The sequence below is a fragment of the Baekduia sp. genome (assembly GCF_035685985.1).
Classification (GTDB): domain Bacteria; phylum Actinomycetota; class Thermoleophilia; order Solirubrobacterales; family Solirubrobacteraceae; genus Baekduia.
Genome location: NZ_DASRZV010000024.1, coordinates 582,237 through 604,876 on the forward strand (window position 1 = coordinate 582,237; position 22,640 = coordinate 604,876).

General features: G+C 73.6%; 22 protein-coding genes and 1 pseudogene. 13 read left to right on the top strand and 10 right to left on the bottom strand.

The annotated features are described in order from the left end of the window. Positions 1–272: 272 nt before the first annotated feature. A complete protein-coding gene (locus tag VFG42_RS15075; protein ID WP_324909562.1) occupies positions 273–515 on the bottom strand; it encodes a hypothetical protein in 243 nt (80 codons plus the stop codon). 87 nt (positions 516–602) lie between these two features. Between VFG42_RS15075 and VFG42_RS15080 the strand changes: the two genes are divergently transcribed. Further along, complete coding sequence (locus VFG42_RS15080; RefSeq protein WP_324909563.1) at positions 603–2,639, top strand: NAD(+) synthase; 2,037 nt, start codon at positions 603–605, stop codon at positions 2,637–2,639. A gap of 15 nt (positions 2,640–2,654) precedes the next feature. Here the strand turns inward: VFG42_RS15080 and VFG42_RS15085 are convergent, their stop codons facing one another. Further along, positions 2,655–3,257, bottom strand: coding sequence for a TetR/AcrR family transcriptional regulator (locus VFG42_RS15085; protein WP_324909564.1), 603 nt, complete (start codon positions 3,255–3,257; stop codon positions 2,655–2,657). A gap of 64 nt (positions 3,258–3,321) precedes the next feature. Between VFG42_RS15085 and VFG42_RS15090 the strand changes: the two genes are divergently transcribed. Genes VFG42_RS15090 through VFG42_RS15105 form a run of 4 tightly spaced genes read left to right on the top strand, consistent with a single transcriptional unit; the run spans position 3,322 to position 8,737 of the window. Then, entirely contained in the window at positions 3,322–4,455 is a 1,134-nt protein-coding gene (locus VFG42_RS15090) for an acyl-CoA dehydrogenase family protein (protein WP_324909565.1), read from the top strand. 3 nt (positions 4,456–4,458) lie between these two features. Then, positions 4,459–5,373 carry a hydroxymethylglutaryl-CoA lyase gene (locus VFG42_RS15095; protein WP_324909566.1) on the top strand — a complete coding sequence of 305 codons (915 nt, stop codon included), beginning with the start codon at positions 4,459–4,461 and terminating at the stop codon, positions 5,371–5,373. Next, complete coding sequence (locus tag VFG42_RS15100; RefSeq protein ID WP_324909567.1) at positions 5,370–7,223, top strand: acetyl/propionyl/methylcrotonyl-CoA carboxylase subunit alpha; 1,854 nt, start codon at positions 5,370–5,372, stop codon at positions 7,221–7,223. The genes VFG42_RS15095 and VFG42_RS15100 overlap by 4 nt, the downstream gene beginning before the upstream one ends. After that, entirely contained in the window at positions 7,220–8,737 is a 1,518-nt protein-coding gene (locus VFG42_RS15105; protein ID WP_324909568.1) for a carboxyl transferase domain-containing protein, read from the top strand. Before VFG42_RS15100 ends, VFG42_RS15105 begins: the two co-directional genes overlap by 4 nt. Before the next feature lie 17 nt (positions 8,738–8,754). On the opposite strand, the gene VFG42_RS15110 is transcribed toward VFG42_RS15105, so the two are convergent. Further along, a complete protein-coding gene (locus VFG42_RS15110; RefSeq protein ID WP_324909569.1) occupies positions 8,755–9,723 on the bottom strand; it encodes a LysR substrate-binding domain-containing protein in 969 nt (322 codons plus the stop codon). A gap of 43 nt (positions 9,724–9,766) precedes the next feature. Here VFG42_RS15110 and pcaH point away from each other — a divergent pair, with 43 nt between their 5' ends. Beyond that, positions 9,767–10,543 carry a protocatechuate 3,4-dioxygenase subunit beta gene (gene pcaH, locus VFG42_RS15115; protein WP_324909570.1) on the top strand — a complete coding sequence of 259 codons (777 nt, stop codon included), beginning with the start codon at positions 9,767–9,769 and terminating at the stop codon, positions 10,541–10,543. 3 nt (positions 10,544–10,546) lie between these two features. After that, entirely contained in the window at positions 10,547–11,143 is a 597-nt protein-coding gene (pcaG, locus tag VFG42_RS15120; protein ID WP_324909571.1) for a protocatechuate 3,4-dioxygenase subunit alpha, read from the top strand. Here the strand turns inward: pcaG and VFG42_RS15125 are convergent. From VFG42_RS15125 to VFG42_RS15135, 3 genes are all read right to left on the bottom strand, one after another. Continuing rightward, on the bottom strand, positions 11,140–12,195 hold the full coding sequence (locus tag VFG42_RS15125; protein ID WP_324909572.1) for an SDR family oxidoreductase: 1,056 nt from the start codon (positions 12,193–12,195) through the stop codon (positions 11,140–11,142). The genes pcaG and VFG42_RS15125 overlap by 4 nt on opposite strands. 85 nt (positions 12,196–12,280) lie before the next feature. Continuing rightward, the gene (locus tag VFG42_RS15130) at positions 12,281–12,904 is read right to left on the bottom strand and encodes a response regulator transcription factor (protein WP_324909573.1); all 624 of its coding nucleotides are present in this window, start codon (positions 12,902–12,904) and stop codon (positions 12,281–12,283) included. Further along, positions 12,901–14,040, bottom strand: coding sequence for a hypothetical protein (locus VFG42_RS15135; RefSeq protein ID WP_324909574.1), 1,140 nt, complete (start codon positions 14,038–14,040; stop codon positions 12,901–12,903). Before VFG42_RS15135 ends, VFG42_RS15130 begins: the two co-directional genes overlap by 4 nt. Before the next feature lie 208 nt (positions 14,041–14,248). Between VFG42_RS15135 and VFG42_RS15140 the strand changes: the two genes are divergently transcribed. Next, entirely contained in the window at positions 14,249–15,619 is a 1,371-nt protein-coding gene (locus VFG42_RS15140) for an NAD-dependent succinate-semialdehyde dehydrogenase (RefSeq protein WP_324909575.1), read from the top strand. Between the two features lie 105 nt (positions 15,620–15,724). Here the strand turns inward: VFG42_RS15140 and VFG42_RS15145 are convergent. Beyond that, positions 15,725–16,201: pseudogene (locus VFG42_RS15145) on the bottom strand (ABC transporter ATP-binding protein); the annotation flags it as partial. Between VFG42_RS15145 and VFG42_RS15150 the strand changes: the two are divergent. Then, entirely contained in the window at positions 16,154–16,486 is a 333-nt protein-coding gene (locus tag VFG42_RS15150; protein WP_324909576.1) for a dihydrofolate reductase family protein, read from the top strand. The pseudogene VFG42_RS15145 and the gene VFG42_RS15150 sit on opposite strands and share 48 nt — an antisense overlap. An 8-nt stretch (positions 16,487–16,494) precedes the next feature. Here the strand turns inward: VFG42_RS15150 and VFG42_RS15155 are convergent, their stop codons facing one another. Both VFG42_RS15155 and VFG42_RS15160 read right to left on the bottom strand, forming a co-directional pair. Next, the gene (locus VFG42_RS15155; RefSeq protein ID WP_324909577.1) at positions 16,495–17,259 is read right to left on the bottom strand and encodes a polysaccharide deacetylase family protein; all 765 of its coding nucleotides are present in this window, start codon (positions 17,257–17,259) and stop codon (positions 16,495–16,497) included. Continuing rightward, positions 17,256–18,479 (bottom strand): PucR family transcriptional regulator, encoded by a 1,224-nt coding sequence (locus VFG42_RS15160; RefSeq protein WP_324909578.1) that lies wholly within the window; start codon positions 18,477–18,479, stop codon positions 17,256–17,258. The genes VFG42_RS15155 and VFG42_RS15160 overlap by 4 nt, the downstream gene beginning before the upstream one ends. 110 nt (positions 18,480–18,589) lie before the next feature. Between VFG42_RS15160 and VFG42_RS15165 the strand changes: the two genes are divergently transcribed. The 4 genes from VFG42_RS15165 to VFG42_RS15180 all read left to right on the top strand — a co-directional run bounded on the left by VFG42_RS15165 (position 18,590) and on the right by VFG42_RS15180 (position 21,779). Further along, positions 18,590–20,101: an NAD(P)/FAD-dependent oxidoreductase gene (locus VFG42_RS15165; protein WP_324909579.1), complete on the top strand. Its 1,512-nt coding sequence runs from the start codon at positions 18,590–18,592 to the stop codon at positions 20,099–20,101. 121 nt (positions 20,102–20,222) lie between these two features. Then, positions 20,223–20,573 (top strand): metalloregulator ArsR/SmtB family transcription factor, encoded by a 351-nt coding sequence (locus tag VFG42_RS15170; protein ID WP_349260426.1) that lies wholly within the window; start codon positions 20,223–20,225, stop codon positions 20,571–20,573. Beyond that, entirely contained in the window at positions 20,557–21,045 is a 489-nt protein-coding gene (locus VFG42_RS15175) for an SRPBCC family protein (protein WP_324909581.1), read from the top strand. The genes VFG42_RS15170 and VFG42_RS15175 overlap by 17 nt, the downstream gene beginning before the upstream one ends. Beyond that, positions 21,042–21,779, top strand: coding sequence for an acylphosphatase (locus VFG42_RS15180; RefSeq protein ID WP_324909582.1), 738 nt, complete (start codon positions 21,042–21,044; stop codon positions 21,777–21,779). Before VFG42_RS15175 ends, VFG42_RS15180 begins: the two co-directional genes overlap by 4 nt. Here the strand turns inward: VFG42_RS15180 and VFG42_RS15185 are convergent. Beyond that, positions 21,760–22,611: a DUF5069 domain-containing protein gene (locus VFG42_RS15185; protein ID WP_324909583.1), complete on the bottom strand. Its 852-nt coding sequence runs from the start codon at positions 22,609–22,611 to the stop codon at positions 21,760–21,762. The two genes, VFG42_RS15180 and VFG42_RS15185, sit on opposite strands and share 20 nt — an antisense overlap. Positions 22,612–22,640: the final 29 nt, after the last annotated feature.

Genomic DNA, 22,640 nt, shown 5'->3' on the forward strand with positions numbered 1-22,640 from the left:
CCATCAGGATCGCAGACCGGATGCGGTCATCCCGCACCTGAACGCGGAGAGTCCACAGGCGGGTCGGCGGCGATCCACGGCAGACGCGCCGGACGGCGTCCGGCACGGTGTGAGGCCGTGGTCCACCGTCCTGCTCACGTCGTCGTGGCCGGCGGCGGCCCGGCCGCCGCCGAGACCGCGCTCGCGCTGCACGAGCACGCGCGCGGTCGCGTCCGGATGACGTTGGTGGCGCCACGACCGCAGGAGGCGATCGCCGCGCGCTCGGAGGGACCTCAGCCGTTCCGGGCCCGCCAGACCATCACCGGTCCACGATCCGCCAGACCGCGGCGCGCACCGGGGCGCCCGTCCGCTCCGGGCGCGTCGCGGCGGTCGACCACGACCGGCTGCTCACGCCCGAGCCCGAGCCGCTGGCGGCCTTCGATCGCGAGGGGCGCCAGGCGGTCGCCGACCTGCTGGAGGAGGCAGGCGTCGCGTTCGCCGGCGCGACGGCGGTGGGGGCGCTCGTCGGCGTCCACCTGCCGGTCGGGCGGAGGCGATCGCTGGTCCTGCGCGCCGAGCCGTGACCCGTGGAAGCCTTCATGTACGGGTACGCTCCCCGATGAATGAGCTTCCGCAACCTCCATCAGCACGGCTTCGTCCGCGTCGCGGCGTGCACGACGCCGACCGCCATCGCCGATCCGCCGGCCAACGCCGAGGCGATCCTCGCGCAGGCCCGCGCGTGCGGGCAGGAGGGCGTGTCGGTGGCGCTGTTCCCCGAGCTGGGGCTGACCGGCTACTCGATCGAGGACCTGCTGCTGCAGGACGCGGTCCTGGACGGCGTCGAGGCCGCGCTGGGGACGGTCGTGGACGGGTCGGCGGACCTGCTGCCGGTGCTCGTCGTCGGCGCGCCGCTGCGCCACCGCCACCGCGTGTACAACTGCGCGGTCGTTGTGCACCGCGGCCGGGTCCTGGGCGTCGCGCCCAAGTCCTACATCCCGACCTACCGCGAGTTCTACGAGGGCCGGCAGCTGGCCTCCGGCGAGGAGGAGCGGGGGACGATCCGCGTCGGCGGCGAGGACGTCCCGTTCGGGCGCGACCTGCTGTTCGAGGCCGACGACGTGCCCGGCCTGGTCGTGCACGCCGAGGTCTGCGAGGACATGTGGGTGCCGGTGCCGCCCAGCGCCGAGGCCGCGCTGGCGGGCGCGACCGTGTTGGTGAACATGTCGGGCAGCCCGATCACCGTCGGCCGCGCCGAGGACCGCCGGCTGATGGTGCGCAGCGCCTCGTCGCGCTGCCTGGCCGCCTACGCCTACGCGGCGGCGGGGCAGGGCGAGTCGACGACCGACCTCTCGTGGGACGGCCAGACCATGATCTACGAGAACGGCGTGCTGCTGGACGAGACCGAGCGCTTCCCCGACGGCCCGCGCGCGTCGATCGCCGACGTCGACCTCGACCTGCTGCGCCAGGAGCGCGCGCGGATGGGGACCTTCGACGACAACCGCCGCGCCGTCGTGGGCGGCGGCGACGCGTTCCGGCGCGTGCCGTTCACGCTGGCGCTGCCGCGCGAGGGCGACCTCGGCCTGCGCCGCAGGCTGGAGCGCTTCCCGTTCGTGCCCAGCGATCCCGCCCGCCTGGAGCAGGACTGCTACGAGGCCTACAACATCCAGGTCGCCGGGCTGCGGCAGCGCCTGGGCGCGATCGGCGAGCCGAAGGTCGTCATCGGCGTCTCCGGAGGCCTGGACTCCACGCACGCGCTGATCGTCGCCGCGCGCGCGATGGACCGCGCGGGCCGACCCCGGAGCGACATCCTGGCCTTCACGCTGCCGGGCTTCGCGACCAGCGACGAGACCAAGGCCAACGCCATCGCGTTGATGGAGGCCTTGGAGGTGACCTGGCAGGAGTTGGACATCCGCCCGACCGCCGAGCTGATGTTGCGGGAGCTGGACCACCCCTACGGCAGGGGCGAGCCGGTCTACGACGTCACGTTCGAGAACGTCCAGGCCGGCCTGCGGACCGACTACCTGTTCCGCGCGGCCAACCAGCGCGGCGGGATCGTCCTCGGCACCGGCGACCTCTCCGAGCTGGCGCTGGGCTGGGCGACGTACGGCGTCGGCGACCAGATGAGCCACTACAACGTCAACGCCGGCGTGCCCAAGACGTTGATCCAGCACCTGATCCGCTGGGTGATCGGCTCCGGCCAGTTCGACGCGCACGTCGGCGAGACGCTCGGCAGGATCCTCGAGACCGAGATCAGCCCCGAGCTGGTGCCCGGCGAGGAGCTGCAGTCGACCGAGAGCAAGGTGGGGCCCTACGCGCTGCAGGACTTCACCCTGTTCCACGTCCTGCGCTACGGCTTCCGGCCGTCCAAGATCCTGTTCCTGGCCTGGCACGCGTGGCGCGACGCGGGGGAGGGGACCTGGCCGCCGAACTTCCCCGACGCCAAGCGCGACGACTACGACCTGGCCGAGATCCACCGCTGGCTGGAGGTCTTCTGCCGGCGCTTCTTCGCCTTCGCCCAGTTCAAGCGCTCGGCGCTGCCCAACGGCCCCAAGGTCGTCGCCGGCGGCTCGCTGTCGCCCCGCGGCGACTGGCGCGCGCCGTCGGACTCCACCGCCGCCGCCTGGCTCGCCGACCTGGCGCGCTTCGACGACCTGCCCTGACGCCGCGGCGGGCGGCTAGGCCGCCGCGACGAGCAGGTCGGTGTAGCCGTCGGCGATCGCCTCCGGCGACAGCCGGCCGCGCGGCCGGTACCACTGGGCGGTGTGGTTGACCATGCCCAGCAGCGCCGACAGCGCCAGCCGGCGGTCGTCGAACCGCGCGGCGCCGGCGCGCTCCACGTCGGCCAGCGCGGCGTCGGCCAGCGTCTCGAAGCGCTTGCGGTCGGCGCGGACCTGGCGCCACTGGTCGCCGTGGTCGATGACGTGGCGCTCCTGCTGGAAGACGAGCATGTGGTCGCGGTGGGCGATCACGTGGGCGACCCAGATCCGGGCCAACGCGCGGAGGTGCTCGACGGGCGGCAGGCCGGAGGCCTCCAGCTCGGCGGCGCGCTCCAGCAGCGGATCCATGATCTCGTTGCAGATCGCGATCAGCAGCTGCTCCTTGCCGCCGAAGTAGTGGTACAGGCTGCCGGCGGCGAGGCCCAGCTCCGACGCGAGCTGCGGCACCGAGGTCTGGTCGTAGCCCCGGGCGGCGAAGACGCGCGCGGCGTCCAGGACGACCTCGGCCCGGCGGCGGTCGTAGCGGTCGCGCAGCGCGGCGCGTTCGGGGCGAGCGGGCATCTCGACCACCCAGCGTACCGAACGAGCATTCGAACTTCGAACGATCATTCGGTACGCTCCGCGCATGCTCTTCGACCTCGACGACGACACCCGGCTGCTGCAGGAGACCGTGCGGGACTTCGCCACCGGCGAGGTCGCCCCGGTCGCCGAGGAGCTGGACCGCACCAAGTCCTTCCCCTACGACCTGGTCGCCAAGATGGGGCAGCTGGGGTGGATGGGGATCCCGTTCCCCGAGTCCGTCGGCGGCGCGGGCGGCACGGCGCTGCAGTACGCGATCGCCGTCGAGGAGCTGACGCGCGTCGACTCGTCGGTGGCGATCACGATGTGCGCGCACACGTCGCTGGGCACGCAGCCGATCTACCTCTTCGGCTCCGAGGCCCAGAAGGAGCAGTACCTGCCGGACCTCTGCGCGGGCCGCAAGCTCGGCGCCTTCGGACTGACCGAGCCGGAGGCCGGCAGCGACGCGGGCAACGTCAAGACCCGCGCGGCGCTCGACGGCGACGGCTGGGTCGTCGACGGCGCCAAGCAGTTCATCACCAACGCCGGCACGTCGATCTCCGGCCACGTCGCGATCACCGCGCGGACCGGCGACGGGGAGATCTCCAACCTCATCGTCGAGAACGGAACGCCGGGCTACGACCAGGGCGAGCCGTACCGCAAGATGGGGTGGAACGCGTCCGACACGCGCCCGCTGTCCTTCGACGGCTGCCGCGTCCCCGAGGAGAACCTGCTCGGCCCGCGCGGCAGCGGCTTCAAGCAGTTCCTGCACATCCTCGACATCGGCCGCATCGGCGTGGCCGCGATGGGCGTCGGCCTGGCCCAGGGCGCGCTGGACGAGGCGTTGAAGTACGCCAAGGAGCGCCAGGCCTTCGGGCGGTCGATCTCCAAGTTCCAGGCCATCCAGGGCAAGTTGTCGGACATGGCGACCGAGATCGAGGCCGCGCGCCTGCTGACCTACAAGGCCGCGTGGCTGAAGGACCAGGGCCGCAACTTCACGCTGACCGCCGCGCAGGCCAAGCTGAAGACCGGCCGGCTGGCCGTGCGCTGCACCGAGGAGGCCGTGCAGATCCACGGCGGCTACGGCTTCATCGAGGAGTACCCGGTCTGCCGCTTCTACCGCGACGCCAAGATCCTCACGATCGGCGAGGGCACCGACGAGGTCCAGCAGATGGTCATCGCCCGCGCGCTGGGGGCGTAGGCGATGGTGTTGCCGTCCGCGGTGCGCGTGCGGGAGGTCGGCCCGCGCGACGGGTTCCAGAACGAGCCCGAGGTCATCGCGACCGACGACAAGGTCAAGCTCGTCGACCTGCTCGGCGCCACCGGCGTCAAGCGGCTGGAGGTCACCTCGTTCGTCCGCGCCGACGTCATCCCGCAGCTGGCCGACGGCCCCGAGGTGCTGGAGCGCATCGCGGTTCCCGACGACGTCGCGGTCACGGTCCTGATCCCCAACGAGCGCGGCTTCGACAACGCGCTCGCCCACCGGGACCGGTTCTCCGAGATCAACTGCTTCATGTCGGCGAGCGAGTCCCACAACAAGGCCAACGTCAACCGCTCCGTCGAGGAGTCGCTGACCGGCCTGGAGCGCGTGATCGGCCGCGCGGTCGACGAGGGCCTGCGCGCCGAAGGGGTCATCAGCGTGTCCTTCGGCTGCCCCTACGAGGGCCACGTGCCGCCCGAGCGCGTCTTCGCGATCGCGGCGCGCCTGATGGCGGCGGGCGTGAGCGAGATCGGCTTCGGCGACACCACCGGGATGGCGAACCCGCTGCAGGTCGGCGAGTTCTTCCGCGCCGCGCGCGAGGCGCTCGGGCCGGACGTCGAGCTGACCGCCCACTTCCACAACACGCGCGGCCAGGGCCTGGCCAACGTGTACGCCGCGCTGGAGGCGGGCTGCACGTCGTTCGAGTCCTCGTTCGGCGAGCTGGGCGGCTGCCCGGTCCCCGCGGGCGCCACGGGCAACATCGCCACCGAGGACCTCGTCTCGATGCTGCACGAGATGGGCGTCGACACCGGGATCGACCTCGACAAGCTGCTGGACGCGGCGCGCGCGGTCCGCGACGTGCTCGGCCGGCCGCTGGGCTCGCACACGCTGGTCGCCGGGCCGGTGGAGTGGCGATGAGCCTGCGCGACCTCGGCCCGGTCCTGATCGCCAACCGCGGCGAGATCGCGATCCGCGTCGCGCGCACCGCGCACGCGCTCGGGCTGCGCACGGTCGGCGTGGTCACGGAGGCCGACGCCGGCGCCGCCCACGCCGACGCGACCGACACCACCGTGTCGATCGCCTCCTACCTCGACGCCGACGAGCTGCTGCGCGCCGCGCGCGCCGCCGGTGCGCGCAGCGTCCATCCCGGCTACGGCTTCCTGAGCGAGAACGCGGCGTTCGCGCGCGTGGTCGCCGACGCCGGGCTGACGTGGATCGGCCCGCCGCCGAGCGCGATCGAGCTGATGGGGGACAAGGGCGCGGCCAAGGACGCGGCGTCGGCCGCGGGCGTGCCGGTCGTCCCGTCCGGCGACGATGGCGGCTATCCCGTCGTCGTCAAGGCGGTCGCGGGCGGCGGCGGCAAGGGCATGCGCGTCGTGCGCGCCGCCGAGGAGCTGGAGGAGGCGACCGCCGCCGCCCAGCGCGAGGCTCGCGCCGCGTTCGGCGACGACCGCGTCATCGTCGAGCGCTACCTGGAGCGCCCACGCCACATCGAGATCCAGGTCCTGGCCGACGCCCGCGGCACCGTGCTGCACCTCGGCGAGCGCGAGTGCTCGCTGCAGCGCCGCCATCAGAAGGTGGTGGAGGAGGCGCCGTCGCCCGTGGTCGGGGCCGACCTGCGCGCCCGGATGGGGGACGCCGCGGTCGCGCTGGCGTCCGCGTGCGGCTACGTCGGCGCGGGCACGGTGGAGTTCATCGCGCCCGGCGACGCGTCCGAGTTCTTCTTCCTGGAGATGAACACCAGGTTGCAGGTCGAGCACCCGGTGACCGAGCTGGTCTACGGCGTCGACCTCGTCGAGCAGCAGCTGCGCGTGGCCGCGGGCGAGCCGCTGGCGCTCGCCCAGGACGACCTCGTCCCGCGCGGACACGCCGTCGAGGCGCGCCTCTACGCCGAGGACCCCGTCAACGGCTTCCTGCCCGCCACCGGCACCGTGCGCGTCTACGACGAGCCGACCGACCGAGGCGTCCGCGTCGACTCGGGCATCCGCGCCGGCAGCGTCGTCGGCACGTCGTACGACCCCATGTTGGCCAAGGTCGTCGCCCACGCCGACGACCGCGCGACCGCGCTGGACCGCCTCGACCGCGCGCTGGCGACGCTGGCCATTGCCGGCGTCACCACCAACGCCGCGTTCACCCGCGCGCTCATCGCCCGCGACGACGTCCGCGCCGGCGAGATGGACACCAACCTGCTCGAGCGCGTGCTGGAGGAGCTGGCGCCACCGCCGCCGGACGACCTCCTCGCCGCCGCGATGCTCGCCGCCGCCGGCACCGCCACGCCCGCCGGCCCCTGGCGCCGCGCGCTGGCCGACGGCCTCGGCGAGGCGCGCGTCGCCGACGGCACGGTGGCGGTCGGCGAGCGGCGGTGGGAGGGGGCGGCGGTGCGCGCGACGGGCGACGGCCGCTTCGCCGTCACGCTCGACGGCGTCACCCGCCGCTACGCGATCGCGCTCGACGGCGAGGACGCCGTCCACGTCGCCCGCGACGGCCACCACGCCACGGTCCGCACCGCTCGGCCCGACCGCTCCGGCGCGGCGCTGCCCGAGGGCTCGCTGGAGGCGCCGATGCCCGGCACGGTCTGGGCCGTCAACGTGGCCAACGGCGACGCCGTCCGCGAGGGCGACGTCCTGATCGTGTTGGAGTCGATGAAGATGGAGCTGTCGATCACCGCGCCGCGCGACGGCGTGATCGAGGGCCTCGCGCTCAGCCCCGGTGACCGCGTGGCGCTCAAGCAGCCGCTGGTGGCGGTCGTGGAGGAGGAGACGGCATGAGCCACCGAGACGACCACCTGGCCCTGATCGCCGACCTCGACGAGCGCCTCGCCCGCGCCCGCGCGGGCGGCGGCGAGCGGGCCCGCGCCCGGCACGTCGAGCGCGGCAAGCTGCTGCCGCGCGACCGCGTGCAGCGCCTCTGCGACCCGGGCGCGCCGTTCCTGGAGCTGAGCGCGCTCGCCGCCGAGGACCTGTACGACGGGGCCGCGCCGGGCGCGGGCGTCGTCGCGGGCATCGGCGTCGTGCGCGGCCGCCAGGTCGTCGTGGTCGCCAACGACGCGACCGTCAAGGGCGGGACCTACTACCCCATGACGGTCAAGAAGCACCTGCGCGCGCAGGAGATCGCGCTGCACAACCGGCTGCCGTGCGTCTACCTGGTGGACTCGGGCGGCGCGTTCCTGCCGATGCAGGACGACGTCTTCCCCGACCGCGAGCACTTCGGCCGGATCTTCTACAACCAGGCCAACCTGTCCAAGCTCGGCGTGCCGCAGATCGCGTGCGTGATGGGCTCCTGCACGGCGGGCGGCGCCTACGTCCCGGCGATGAGCGACGAGACCGTCATCGTCCGCCACCAGGGCACGATCTTCCTCGGCGGCCCGCCGCTGGTGAAGGCCGCCACCGGCGAGGAGGTCACCGCCGAGGAGCTGGGCGGCGGGGACGTCCACGCCCGCACCTCCGGCGTCGCCGACCACCTCGCCCAAGACGATGACCATGCCCTGGAGATCGTCCGCGACATCGTGGCGACGCTGCCGCCCGACGCGCCGGCGCCGTGGGCGCGCCAGACGCCCCGCCCGCCCCAGGGCAACGTGGAGGACATCCTCGACCTCGTCCCGGTCGACACCCGCACGCCCTACGACGCGCGCGACCTGCTGCGCCGCGTGGTCGACGGCGGCGCGCTGCAGGAGTTCAAGGAGCTGTACGGCACGACGGTCGTCACCGCGTTCGCGCACCTCGACGGCCACCCGGTCGGGATCATCGCCAACAACGGGATCCTGTTCAGCGAGTCCTCGCTGAAGGCCGCGCACTTCATCGAGCTGTGCGACCGCCGCGGCATCCCGCTGCTGTTCTTCCAGAACATCTCCGGGTTCATGGTGGGCAAGGACTACGAGGCGGGCGGGATCGCCAAGGACGGGGCCAAGCTCGTCACCGCGGTCGCGACCGCGCGCGTGCCCAAGATCACCATGATCGTCGGCGGCTCGTTCGGCGCCGGCAACTACGGCATGTGCGGCCGCGCCTACTCGCCGCGCTTCCTGTTCATGTGGCCCAACGCGCGGATCAGCGTGATGGGCGGCGAGCAGGCCGCGACGGTCATGACCGAGGTCGGCCAGCCCGAGGTCGGGGCGCAGCTCAAGGAGCAGTACGACCGCCAGGGCCGGCCCTACTACGCCACCGCGCGCCTGTGGGACGACGGCGTCATCGACCCGCGCGACACCCGCACGGTCCTGGCCCGCGCGCTCGCCGCGTGCGCCAACGCGCCGCTGGAGCCGGTCGGCTACGGCGTCTTCCGCATGTAGGCCCGATCCGGGTCGGTCTATGACGAACTATTCGTCATAGACCGACCCGGATCGCTTGGGGCGCTGAGCCGCTCGCGGCACAGGCGCGCGAAGGCAGCCGCCTGCCGCGTCAGGCGGCTGCCGCGCACGCGCGCCAGCGCGAAGCGCGCGTCGGCCACGTCGCCGGCGATCCGGACCGCCACGACCTCGCGGCCCTCGTGCGTGAGGTCGTGCGCCGGGCGCGTGGCCAGCAGCGCGTAGCCCAGGCCGCGGCCGACCAGGCCGCGGACCAGCTCGTGCGACGACGTGCGGTGCCGCACCCGCGGCTCCAGCTCGCGCGCGGCGAACAGCCCCATCAGGAACGCCGCGCTGGGCGGCAGCGAGAAGAGGATCAGGTCGTCGCGGCGCGCCAGGTCCTCCAGACGCACCGAGCGACGCCGCGCCATCGGGTCGTCGGCCGCGAACAGCGCGTAGGGGCGCACGCCCATCAGCGCCTCCAACTCCACGTCGGGCGACGCGTCGAGCACGTCGACGATCGCCAGGTCGCAGGCGCCCGCGCGCATCGCCGCCTCCAGCTCGGGCACGGGGCCGTCCAAGAACCCCAGGTCGACCTCGGGGTGGTCCGCGAGGAAGGCGTCCAACAGCTCGGGCAGCACGAGCGGCGCGAGCGTCGTGAAGCAGCCGACGGTCAGCGGGCCGGCGACGCCGGACGTCGCGGCGGCCTCGCGCCGCAGGTCCTCCGCGGAGGTCAGCAGCTCGCGCGCGGTCGGCAGCAGCCGCCGGCCGGCGGGCGTCAGCAGCAGCGGCCGCGCGCGGCGGCGGACCAGCAGCTGGACGCCCAGCCGCCGCTCCAGGCCCGCGACGGCCAGCGACACCGCCGACTGCGACAGGTGCAGCTCGCCGGCCGCCGCGGTCATCGTCCCGCCGGCGGCCGCCGCGACGAAGCACTGGACCTGGCGCAGGTCCAGCGGCGGGTACATGAGCGATTCGCGGGAACTTCCCGTCATTCCCGAATTCTACTTCTGCTCCTGGGCGGCGTAGCCTGGGCGCATGAGCGCCCCGCAGGAGGAGAGGACGCGCGACGCCGAGCCGACGGAGGTCCCCTGGATCGACGACGGCGAGACCCCGCGCAGCTACATCCGGCCGGACGCGGCCGACCCGCCGCTGGACTCGCCCGGGTACAAGTCCACGCACCTGCGCCACCCCAAGCAGCCGCTGCTCTACCTGCCGCAGTCGCTGACCGAGCTGACCGGCCCCGCGCTGGGCGACGCCGCGCGGATGAGCCCGCTCGACCACGACCTCACGCGCCAGCACGACGGCGCGCCGATCGGCGAGCGCCTGATCGTCCGCGGCCGCGTCTTCGACACCGAGGGCAAGCCGCTGCGCGGCACGCTGGTGGAGATCTGGCAGGCCAACTCCGCCGGGCGCTACCGCCACCGCGTCGACCGCTACGACGCGCCGTTGGACCCCAACTTCTCCGGCGCCGGCCGCTGCGTCACCGACGACGAGGGCCGCTACGAGTTCACCACCGTCAAGCCCGGCCCGTACCCGTGGGGCAACCACCACAACGCGTGGCGCCCGGCGCACATCCACTTCAGCCTGCTCGGCCGCGCGTTCACCCAGCGGCTGGTCACCCAGATGTACTTCCCGAGCGACCCGTTCTTCGCCTACGACCCGATCTACAACTCGGTCCGCGACGAGGCCGCCCGGCAGCGGATGATCGCGTCGTTCTCGGTCCACGGCACCCAGGCCAACTGGGCGCAGTGCTACGAGTTCGACATCTACCTGCGCGGCCCGGCGGCCACGCCGTTCGAGGAGGCGTTCTAGGCCATGGCGATCTTCCCGACCACGCCGTCGCAGACCGTCGGCCCGTACTACGCGATCGGCCTGCCGTGGGGCGACGGGCCGCACGTCGTGCCCGAGGGCACGCCCGGCGCGATCCGCCTGCACGGCACGATCTACGACGGCCGCGGCGCGCCGATCCCCGACCACATGATCGAGACCTGGCAGTGCGATCCCGACGGCCGCTTCCCGGATCTGCACGGGGCGGGGGTGGGTGGGGACCGTCTCACGTCGACGCTGGCGGGCTTCCGCGGCTTCGGCCGCCACGGGGAGGAGCGCGGCGACGGCACCTACGCGATCCTCACGGTCAAGCCCGGCCGCGTGCCGGTCGCGGTGGCGGGCGGCGGCGAGGTGCTGCAAGCGCCCCATGTCGACGTGTCGCTCTTCTGCCGCGGGCTGCTGGACCGCGTCGTCACGCGGATCTACTTCGCCGACGAGGCGGAAGCCAACGCGACCGACCCGGTGCTGCGGTCGGTCCCGGCCGATCGACGCGACACGCTCATCGCCCAGCCCGACGGCGACGGCGGCTACGTGCTCGACCTCCGCCTCCAGGGCGAGGGCGAGACCGTGTTCTTCGCGGTCTAGGTCGACGCCGCCCAGCGGGGCCGCGCCTGGCGGCCCCAGGCCGCGGCGTCGGCGTAGCGCAGCAGCGTCGGCAGGTAGCGCTCCAGCGGCGGCGCCGCCGGGGCCAGCGCGTCCTCGCCCGCCGAGGACGCGAACCGCCCGCGGACGCGGAAGTACGGCAAGAACGCGCCCGCGCGGCGCTCGATCTCCGGGGCGGCGCCCGGCCCGACGAACTCGGGCGGCGCGGCGCCGAACAGGCGTGCGGCCAGCTCGCTCAGGCGGCCGGCGGTCGGCGCGTCGTCGCCCGCCACCGCGTGGAACGTGCCGCGCCGCGGAGGGCCGACCGACAGCTCCAACAACGCGTCGGCGACCGTGTCGACCGGCACGACGTCGACCGGCGCGGCCGGGTCGCCGGGGACGACCGGCAGCAGCCCGCGCGCGAACGCGCGCAGCGGCCAGTAGATGACGTTGAACGCGGGGGTCCAGCCGGTGCGCGAGTCGCCGACGACGATCGACGGCCGCAAGATGGAGGTGTTGGGCAGCCCGGCGTCCAGCACGCAGGACTCGGCCTCGAGCTTGGTCTGCTCGTAGGTGTTGCGCGGCGTCTGGCCGACATCGCCCTCGGACGCCCGGTAGGGCCCGGGGCGGTCGCCCGCGACGTAGGCGGTCGAGACGTGGACGAAGCGCTCCAGGTCGGGGGCGGCGTTCGCGAGGTCGAGCATCGCGCGCGTCCCGCCCACGTTGATCTCCCGCGCCTCGTCCAGCGGCAGCGTGAAGGACACCGACGCGGCGCAGTGGACGATCGCCTGCGCGTCGGCCGCGAGCGCGTCTCGCGCGGCGTCCGGGAGTCCCAGCCCGGGCCGATCGAGATGCGCCGCGACCGCGCGCACGCGCCCGTCCGGCACCGATCCGGGCGGGAGGAGGACCGCCAGCGTGGCGTCCAGACGGGCGGCCGCGGCCTCGTCGTCCGGCGCGCGGACCAACGCGATCACGTCGTGATCGCTGTGCTCCAGCAGGCGGACGAGCAGCTCGCCGCCGAGGAACCCGGTCGCGCCGGTCAAGACGATGGCCATCAGATCGTCGAGCCTGACGCCCGCGTCCGCCCGCGCGCGGGAGAACCCCCCGCCCGGGGGGACCCGCGCCCAGCGGGTGGGTGTGTCAGGTCAGCAGGCCCATGCGCTGCCCGCGCAGCACGGCGTCGGCGCGGTTGCGCGCCTCCAACTTCCGGTACAGCGAGGAGGTGTGCTCCTTGACCGTGTGCGGCGAGAGGTGCAGGCGCTCGGCGATCTCGCGGTTGGTCGCGCCGGTCGCCACCAGCTCGAGCACCTCGCGCTCGCGCGGCGTCAGCGGCGGGCGCGTCGCGCCGGCCGTGGCGGCGGTGTCGGGCTCGAACATCGACATGCCCAGCCCGACCATCCGCACCGCGCGGGCGATGTCGGCCGCCGGCCAGTCCTTGGGGACGAAGCCCGCCGCGCCGCAGGCCGCCGCGGCCTCGGCCGAGATCCGCCCGGCGCCGGAGATCAGCAGCACCTTCACGCCGCGGTGGGCGAGGTGCAGCTGCTCGCAGATCTGCGGGCCGGACTCCTCGCCGACGAACAGGTCGACCAGCGCGACGTCGGGCGCGTGGCGGCGCGTCAGCGCGACCGCCTCCTCGCCGTTGCGCGCCGACAGGCAGCGCTCGACCCACGACAGCTCCGACAGCATCACGCGAAAGCCCCAGTGGACCACGTCGTGATCGTCGACGACCAAGACCTTCAACCCGCTCGAAGCGGTCGCGCTCATGTCAGGTCCTCCATGTCGGTCGGGACCGCCAGCCGCACCTGCCAGCGGCCGCCGGGCTGCGCGCCGAACTCCACGACCCCGCCGACCTGGATCGCCTCCAGCGCCGCCAGGCGCAGCCCCATGCCGGGCGGGCCGGCCGCGCGCTGCGGCGCGTCGCGCGCGCCGTCGTTGGAGACCTCCAGGACGAAGACGCCGTTCTCGCGCTTGACGCGGATCGTGGTCTCCGACGCGGTGGCGTGCTTGCGCACGTTGCGCACCGCCTCGGCCAGGACCGACTGCGCCAGCGGCTCCAGCGCCGGCGGCACGTCGGGGACCGGCGTGACCACGTCGAGGTGGAGGTCCGGATGGCGTGCGCTCAACCGCTTCAGCTCGGCGGCCAGCGTCGTGCCGGTCTCGCGCGACGGCCGCCCGAGCGGGCGCTGCAGCGCGCTGCGCAGGTCGGCCAGCGCGATCTGGATCTCCTCGCCGCAGCGGCGGCGCGCCTCGTCGTCCAGCGGGCGGGTGAGCGCCAGCGAGACGCCGAAGAGCCGCTGGATGACGCGGTCGTGGATGTCGCGCGCGAGGTCGAGGCGGTCCTCGAGCTGACGGGCGCGCTCGCCGTGGAACGTCGCGATGCGCGCGAAGGAGATCAAGGCCAAGGTCTTGCCCAGGGCCCAGAGGAAGTCGCGCAGCGCGCCGTTCAACGGGACGACCTCGGGCTCGGGCTCCAGCAGCATCACGCCCGGCCAGCGCGAGGCGGCGGTGATCGGCACGTAGATCAGCGGCCCCGGACCGGCGAGCTCGGCGAACTCCGGCGCGATCGGGTGCTCGTCGCCGGCCAGCGCCTCGACCACGCGGTCCTCGGCCAGCGCGGTGGCGGCCAGCGGCGCCAGCTCGACCGAGATGTGGACGTCCTTGAACGCGGCGGGGTCGACGCCGTGGGTGCCCGCGACGCGCACGCGCCGCGTGGCGTCGTCGTAGCGGAAGATCAGCGCGCGGCGCATCGACGCCATCCGGCAGACCGCGCCGGCGAGGTGCGAGTAGAACCGCTCCTCGCTGTCGCCCTCGGCGTCGACCGGGCGCGCGAGAACTTCCACCAGCAGCTCGAGCGCCGGGATCGCCACGTGGGCGTGCGACCGCTCCGTCCCGGCATCCATCGCCTCTCATCCTCGCGCAGGGGGCGGGTCGGGCGGGGTCAGACCCCCCGACCGGGTGGGCCGAGATCGCGCGGGCCCAGGCGTCGGGGCGCCGTTGCCTCGGACCGGCGTCCGGAGCGCGACATCGGCCGGGCGTACGCCGGAATGGCGCACGGTCGATTCGGCGGGCCGACGCTCCGGCATGCGGCGGGCGTGATGCAATAGGGCCATGAGCGATTACGCGGTGGTCGATCCCGCTACGGGCGAGACCCTCAAGACCTATCCGACGATCACCGACGACGAGCTGCAGGGCGCGATCGGTCGCGCTCATGCCGCGCACCCGTCGTGGAGCAAGGGCATGACCGTCGAGGAGCGCGCGGCGATCGTCCGGCGCGTCGGCGAGCTGCACGAGGAGCGCAAGCAGGAGCTGGGCGAGATCATCACCCGCGAGATGGGCAAGCCCATCGAGCAGGCGGTCGGCGAGGTCGAGTTCAGCGCCGCGATCTACCAGTACTACGCCGACAACGGCCCCAAGCTGCTGGCCGACGAGCCGATCGACCTGCTCGACGGCGAGGGCTCGGCGCTGGTCCGCCGCTCCTCGATCGGCGTCCTGCTGGGGATCATGCCGTGGAACTATCCGTACTACCAGGTGGCCCGCTTCGCCGGCCCGAACCTGGTGATCGGCAACACGATCCTGCTCAAGCACGCGCCGCAGTGCCCGGAGTCGGCGGCGGCGATGGAGCAGATCTTCCACGAGGCCGGCGTCCCGGCCGACGCCTACATCAACATCTACGCGACCAACGACCAGATCTCGACGGTCATCGCCGACCCGCGCGTGCAGGGCATCTCGCTGACCGGCTCGGGCCGGGCGGGCGCGGCGGTCGCCGAGCAGGCCGGGCGCCACCTCAAGAAGGTCGTCCTCGAGCTGGGCGGCAGCGACCCGTTCATCGTGCTCAAGACCGACGACCTCGACGCGGTCGTCGAGTCCGCGGTCGGCGGCCGGCTGGAGAACGGCGGCCAGGCCTGCAACGCGGCCAAGCGCTTCATCGTGGCCGACGACCTGTACGACTCGTTCCTGGAGAAGTTCTCCGCGGCGCTGACGGCCGTCGAGCCGGGCGACCCGAAGGCCGAGGGCACCGCGATGGGCCCGCTGTCGTCGGCGCTGGCGTCCGACCGCCTGGAGCAGCAGGTGCAGGCCGCGCTGGACGGCGGCGCCAAGCTCGTCGCCGGCGGCGGGCGTGAGGGCAACTTCTTCAAGACGGCGGTCATCGCCGACGTCACGCCCGACAACCCCGCCTACGGCCAGGAGTTCTTCGGCCCGGTCGCGCAGGTCTACAAGGCCGGCTCCGAGGACGAGGCGATCAAGCTCGCCAACGACACGCCCTACGGCCTGGGCTCCTACGTGTTCACCAACGACCCCGACCAGGCGCTGCGCGTCGCCGACCAGATCGAGGCCGGCATGGTGTTCGTCAACGCCGTCGGCGCCGAGGGCGTCGAGCTGCCCTTCGGCGGCGTCAAGCAGTCCGGCTTCGGCCGCGAGCTCGGCCGCTACGGCGCGGACGAGTTCGTCAACAAGAAGCTCATCCGCGTCGCGGGCTGACGCGGAGCCGCCTCGGACCGCCCGCTCCGCCTCGGCGGGGCGGGCGGCCTAGCCCTCCAGCCGCTGCCCGTCGGTCGCGTCGAAGACGTGCAGCGCGTCCGGGTCGACGCGCAGCTTGGCGTCGAGGTTCGAGAGCGGCTCGTCCACCAGGAACGCCTTCGGGTCGCGCACGATCGCGCGCGCCATCGCCACGCGCTGGCGCTGGCCGCCGGAGAGCTGGCCGGGCTTGCGGTCCAGCAGCGGCTCCTGCTCCAGCGCCCGCGCCGTCTCGGCGACCTTGGCGCGCACCTCGGCCTTGGACATCTTGCGCAGCCGCAGCGCGAAGGACATGTTCTGCGCGACCGTCATGTGCGGGTACACCATCGCGATGTCGCGGTCGCTCGGCGAGCGCCTGGTCACGTCGTCGCCGTCGCTGACCTCCTCCAGCCCGGCGAGCATCCGCAGGGCGGTGGACTTGCCGCGGCCGGACTCCCTCGACGGCGTCATGGAGGCCCCGGGCGTCCCGGCCAGGCGCCGTAGAGCAAGATCAACACCATGAAGAAGGTCGTGGTGTCGTCGTCGCTGGGTTCGTCGCCCTGGCAGAACACCACGGTGATCCCGGGCGACGACCGCCTCGCCGACCGCGTCCGCGCGGTCAAGGACGGCGCCGACGGCCCGGTGCTCGTCGCCGCGGGCTCCCGGACGCTCGCGCACTTCCTGCTGACCCGCGGGCTGGTCGACCAGCTCAACCTCCAGGTCTTCCCGGTCATCCTCGGCTCGGGCTTTCGGGTCTTCCCCGACACGACCGACACGATCGGGCTGACGCTCGCCTCCTCGTGCGCGCTCGACGGCGGCGTCGTGTTGCAGTCCTACCGGCCCGCGGCCTAGAGGGTGATCTAGCCGTCGGTGGCGCGCCGGACCAGCTCGGCCGGCGTGGTGGCGCGGCCGGCGATGATCCGCGGCAGCTCCAACGGGTCGTCGCCGGGCGTCGCCAGGCCGCGGACGATCGTCGTCGCGGCGACGAAGCCGGCGTCGCGCACGGCCGCGCGGACGCGGGCGTCGACGCGGCCGAAGGGGTAGCAGAAGAAGCGGGTGTCGATGCCGTACTCGCGCTTCAGCGTCGCGCGGGAGCCGGCGACCTCGGCGCGGAGCACGGCGGGGGAGACCTTGGTGAGGTCGGGGTGCGTGATCGTGTGGTCGTCGACCTCCCAGCCGGCGGCGACCATCCGCCGGACGGCCGCGCGCGAGAGCCCGCCGGCCACGCCGACGCGGCCGAGCTGGAGGTTCAGCACGCCCGGCCAGCCCCGGCGCGCCAGCGCGGGACGGGCGATCGTGTCCTGCGGCGCGTAGCCGTCGTCGAAGGTGAGGACGATCGGCTTGGACGGCAGCGTGCCGCCGCCGTGCCACGCCGCCCACACCTTCGCGAGCGTGACCGCCCGGAACCCCGCGCGCCGGAGCGCGTCGAGCTGCTGCGCGAAGCGCCGCGGCGTCACCCACAGCGACGGGTTGCGCTCGCCCTGGGGTGGATCGCCGAGGTGGTGGTAAACGAGGATCGGCACGGCCCTCGCGGAGGCGTGCGCGGTGTGGCGCTCGTCGCCCGCGCCGCAGCCGACGAGCAGGGCCACCGCCGACGCGACCGCCAGGATCCGGCCGCGCCTCACGTCCGCAGTCCCAGCCAGTGGACGATCTCCAGCGCCAGCGCGACCGGCAGCCCGCGGCCCTCCAGCGGCGCGGGCAGCAGCTCGCGCGCGCGGGTCAGCCGGTTGAGCACCGTGTTGCGGTGGGTGAACAGCGCGCGCGCCGCGCGCGAGGCGCTGGAGCCCTCCCGCAGGTAGACGCGCAGCGTCTCGCGCAGCTCCTCGGGCGCGGTCGCCAGCTCGCCGAGCGTGCGCGCGACGAAGTCGGCGGTGCGGGCCTCGTCGGCGTCGGTCAAGGCCACCAGCTGCACGTCCTCGTAGCGGGCGACGCGCCGGTCGGCGGGCATCCGCTGCATCAGCCGCTGGGTGGCGAGCGCGTCGTGGTGGGCGCGGCGGAAGCCGTCGATCCCGCTCGCGGTCGTGCCGATCGCGGCGCGGACGTGCTCGGGCAGCGCGGCGCCGAGCGCGTCGGCGTCGGGCGCGCCGTCGCCGCCCGACCACCACACCCACAGCGTGCGCGCCGTCGCGCTGACCATGAACGGGCGGCTCGCGCCGGCCGCCGCGGCCAGCGCCTCGGCCGCCGGCTCCAGCGGGCCGTCGGCGTCGCTCCACACGACCGCCGCGGTGTGCCGCGCGGCCAGCTCGTAGCGCAGCCGCGCGCTCGCGCGCTCGACGGTGATCGGCGCGCCCTCCAGGATCAGCGTCACGGTCTCCAGCCGCTCGGCGTGCGTGCCGTGCAGGAGCTGCTCGCGCTCGGCGTCGATGAGGTCCTGGATGCCCTCCACGGTCTCGTCCACGAACGAGAAGATCGAGCGCGCGGTGACGTCCAGCAGCTCGCGCAGGACCTCGGGGTCGTCGGTCAGCGCGAACGCGCGCGCCATCCAGAACCGCCAGGCCACGTTCTGGCCGATCCTGTACGTGTTGAGCGACGTCGCGTCGTCGAGGCCGCGGCGGACGATGTCGCGCGCGATGTCGACGACCGCGGGGCTGAGGTTCGCGGGCACCGGCTCGCCGGGGCGGCGCACGTTGGCGTTGGCCCAGTGGACGATGTTGGCGTGGTTGGTCGCGACCGTCGCGGCGGTGATCGCCGGGTCGCCGCTGAGCCGGCTCGGCGTGGCGGCCAGCACGGCGGCGTCGACCTCCTCGAACAGGCCGCCCGGGTCCTCCAGGAACGCGGTCGCGCCGGTGCGGATCAGCGCGGCGACGGTGGGGGAGGGCGCGGGCCAAATGGCGGTCGTCGACATGGGCGTCGCGCCGACGGTACCGGACCGTGGGCGATCTGCCCACCTCGTGCGCGCAATCCGGTGCGTTATGCCCTGGTACAAAGGTGTACCGTCGAGCATCCTCCAGGACCATGACCGCCACCGTCCCCGCTGTCGAGCACGTCGACGTCCTGATCGTCGGCGCCGGCGTCTCCGGCATCGGCTGCGCCTACCACCTGCAGACCGAGCAGCCCGGCAAGACCTACGCGATCTTCGAGGCGCGCGAGGCCACCGGCGGCACCTGGGACCTGTTCCGCTACCCGGGCATCCGCTCGGACTCGGACCTGCACACGTTCGGCTACGAGTTCAAGCCCTGGCGCGCCGACGAGTCGATCGCCGACGGCCCCGCGATCCTCGAGTACATCCGCGAGACGGCCGGCGAGAACGGCATCGACCGCCACATCCGCCTCGGCCACCGCGTGCTGGGCGCCGCGTGGGACAGCGCGACCGCGCGCTGGACGGTCAGCGCCGAGGCCGACGGCGAGCCGCTGACGATCACCTGCGGCTGGCTGTTCTCGGCCAGCGGCTACTACAACTACGAGGCGGGCTTCACGCCGGACTTCCCCGGCATCGCCGACTTCGCGGGCGACGTCATCCACCCGCAGCACTGGCCCGAGGACCTCGACTACGCGGGCAAGCGCGTCGTGGTCATCGGCTCGGGCGCGACGGCCGTGACGCTCGTCCCCGCGATGGCGCCCGACGCCGCGCACGTCACGATGCTCCAGCGCTCGCCGTCCTACATCGCCTCGGTGCCCAAGAAGGACCCGATCGGCATGCTGCTCAAGCGGCGCCTGTCGCCGCAGTTGGCCTACAAGCTGACGCGGCGCAAGAACATCTTCCAGCAGCGCGCGGTCTACGCGATCAGCCGCCGCTACCCCAAGGCGCTGCGCAAGCTGCTGACGCTCGGCGTCAAGAAGCAGCTGCCCGAGGGCTATCCGGTCGACGTCCACTTCAACCCGAGCTACGACCCGTGGGACCAGCGCCTCTGCGCGGTGCCCAACGGCGACCTCTTCAAGGCCATCAAGAAGGGCGACGCCTCGATCGTCACCGACCAGGTCGAGTCGTTCACGCCGACCGGCATCCGCCTGCGGTCCGGCGCCGTGCTGGAGGCCGACGTCGTCGTCACCGCCACGGGCCTGGACCTGCTGGCCTTCGGTGGCATCGAGCTGACCGTCGACGGCACGCCGGTCAGCCTGCCCGACAAGCTGGTCTACAAGGCCATGATGTTGAGCGACGTCCCCAACTACGCGTTCGCCATCGGCTACACCAACTCGTCGTGGACGCTGAAGGTCGACATCGTCTGCGAGTTCCTCGGCCGCCTGCTCGGCGAGATGGACCGCACCCAGGCCGACACCTGCGTCGCGCACCCCAGCGACCCGGCGATGGAGTCGCGGCCGCTGCTGGACTTCGGCGCCGGCTACGTCCAGCGCTCGGTGCACCTCTTCCCGCGCCAGGGCACCACCGGCCCGTGGAAGCTCGCGATGAGCTACGCGACCGACGTCAAGAACCTCCGCAAGGGCCCGATCCAGGACCCCGAGCTGCGCTTCGAGCGCCGCGCGGGCGCCGCGTCCGACGACGCCGCGCTCGCCGTCGCCGCCGCCTAGCGGCTCGCCGCCGCGGGCCCGGCTCGAGGTCCGGGTCACTCCGAGCGTCGTATAGGCGTTCGGAGTGACCCGCGTCTTCGTTCGCCTTGACATATGCTGATATCGGTATATGATGTTCGCCATGGCTCCCACGGCGACCACCGCGGACGTGTTCGGAGCGTTGGCCGAGCCCCGGCGCCGGCAGATCGTCGATCTGCTGGCGGACGGGGAGCGGTCGGTGAACGACCTCGTCGAGGCGACGGGGCTCGCGCAGCCGCAGGTGTCCAAGCACCTGCGGGTGCTGCGGGAAGTTGGGGTGGTCGGTGTGCGGGAGGAAGGGCGACGGCGGCTCTACTCGCTCCACGGCCCGGCGCTGAAGCCGATCCACGACTGGGTCGCGGGCTTCGCGGCGCTGTGGGCCGAGCGGTACGAGGCGCTGGACGCCGTGTTGGAGGACCTCAAGAAGGAGACAGGAGATGCCGGTGACCAATAGTGGCAAGGCGGTCGTGACGCTGCCCGCGGACGACCAGATCCTGATCGAGCGCGAGTTCGACGCGCCCGCGGCGCTGGTGTGGCGCGCGCTGACCGAGCCGGAGCTGGTCAAGCGCTGGTGGGCGGGCCGGCGCGGCGAGGTGACGAGCGTCGAGATCGACCTGCGCGTCGGCGGCGCGTGGCGCTACGTGATGTCGGCGCACGGCGGCGCGTTCGAGGTCGCCTTCCACGGCGAGTACCGCGAGATCGTGCCGGGCGAGAGGATCGTCTCGACCGAGGTCTTCGAGGGCTTCCCGGACGCGGCGTCGGTCAACACCATGACCTTGGTCGAGCGCGACGGCCGCACGACGCTGCGCACGCTCGTCCAGCACTCGTCCAAGGAGCACCGCGACGGCCACGTCGACTCGGGCATGGAGGGCGGCCTGCAGGAGTCCTTCGACGCGCTGGAGGACGTGGCAAAGTCCCTGGCGTGAGCCCCAGCGGCAGCGCCTTCCGAGCCGCGGCGGCCGGATCGCCCGATCCGGCCGCGCTGCGCGACGCCGTCATCGCGCGCGCCCGCGCGCTGGAGCTGCTCGGCTGGGCGCGCGCCGACGACGACGGCGTCGTGCGCGTGCACGCGGAGGGCGACCCGGACGCGCTCGCGCGGCTGACCGCGTTCCTCGGCGAGCGGGTCGGCCCCGACGCGGTCGCGCTCGACGCCGCCAAGCGCGAGGGCCACGAGCAGTTCGCGCCGCGCGGCGTGCCCGCCGGCGTCTTCGTCGTCCAGGAGCACCGGGCGACCGCCCACCACTGGGACTTCCGCCTGGAGGTCGACGGCGTCATGCGCTCGTGGGCGGTGCCCAAGGGCCCGTCGCTCGATCCGGCCGTCAAGCGGCTCGCGGTCCAGGTCGAGGACCACGACATGTCGCACAACGCCTACGAGGGCGACACCGTCATCGTCTGGGATCGCGGCACCTACGAGCAGGGCGGCCGCGTGCCGTGGCCGAAGGCCATCGACGAGCGCGGCCACGCGGTCTTCGTCCTGCACGGCGAGAAGCTCAACGGCGGCTTCGCGCTGCAGCGCACCGGGCGCGGCGACGCCAAGAAGCCGCAGTGGCTGCTGGTCAAGCGCAAGGACGACGACGCGCGCCCCGGCAGCGACGTGGTCGTCGAGCGGCCCGAGTCGGTGATGACCGGGAAGCCCCTGCCTACACCAGGCAGTAGCTGACCGGCGCGCCGTCGCCCGCCGCCCCCGCGGCGCGCACCTCGGCGCGGAAGCCGTCGGTGCGGAAGCGCAGGCCCGCGCCCGCGAACGCGAACGCCTCGCCCGCGACGACCGACACGAGCGCGGCGCCCAGCCCGCGCCCGCCGTCGCCCTGCAGCGGCACGTCGTCGCTGTCGAACGGCTCGTCGGTGCGCAGGAAGCGCGCGAAGCCCGCGTCCGGCGCGTGGAAGTTCAGCCACGTCACGTCCTCGGCCTCGACGTTGGCGAACGAGTGGCCGACCAGCGCCGGCACGACCACGAGCGTCCCGGCCGGCGCGTCGAGCACGTGCTCGCCGTGCGCGCCGCGCTCGTAGCGCATCGACCCGGTCAAGATGTAGAACGCGTCGGCGTGCTCGTGGTGCAGGTGCAGGTCGGGCCCGCGCTGGCCCGTCGCGTACCGCGACCACGTCACGGTCAGCTCGTCGGTCGCGCTCAAGATCATCACGTTGCGCTCGGCGCGGTCGCTGATCGTCTCGCCGCCCGACCGCCACACCATCTCCCGCAGCGCGTCCTCCCAGGCGAGCACGTCGAACCACGCCTCCTGGGCCGACGGGATCCCGAGCGCGCGCAGCTCGACGAGCACCTCCTCGTCGGCCTTCGTCCGCGCGACGATCGCCGCGAAGTCCTCGTACTTCACGCCCAAGTGCTTCAACGTGCGCCGGTCGACCGGACACGGATGCACCGCGTCGCCCAGCGTCCCCGCTCGCTTCGCGCGGGCCTTGTCGATCATCCGCGGCAGCCAGACGTAGCCGTCCAGCGTGGCGTCCATCGGGCGCAACGGGGAGGAGAGGGCCATGGGAGCGAACCTAGCGCGTGGCGCGCTCC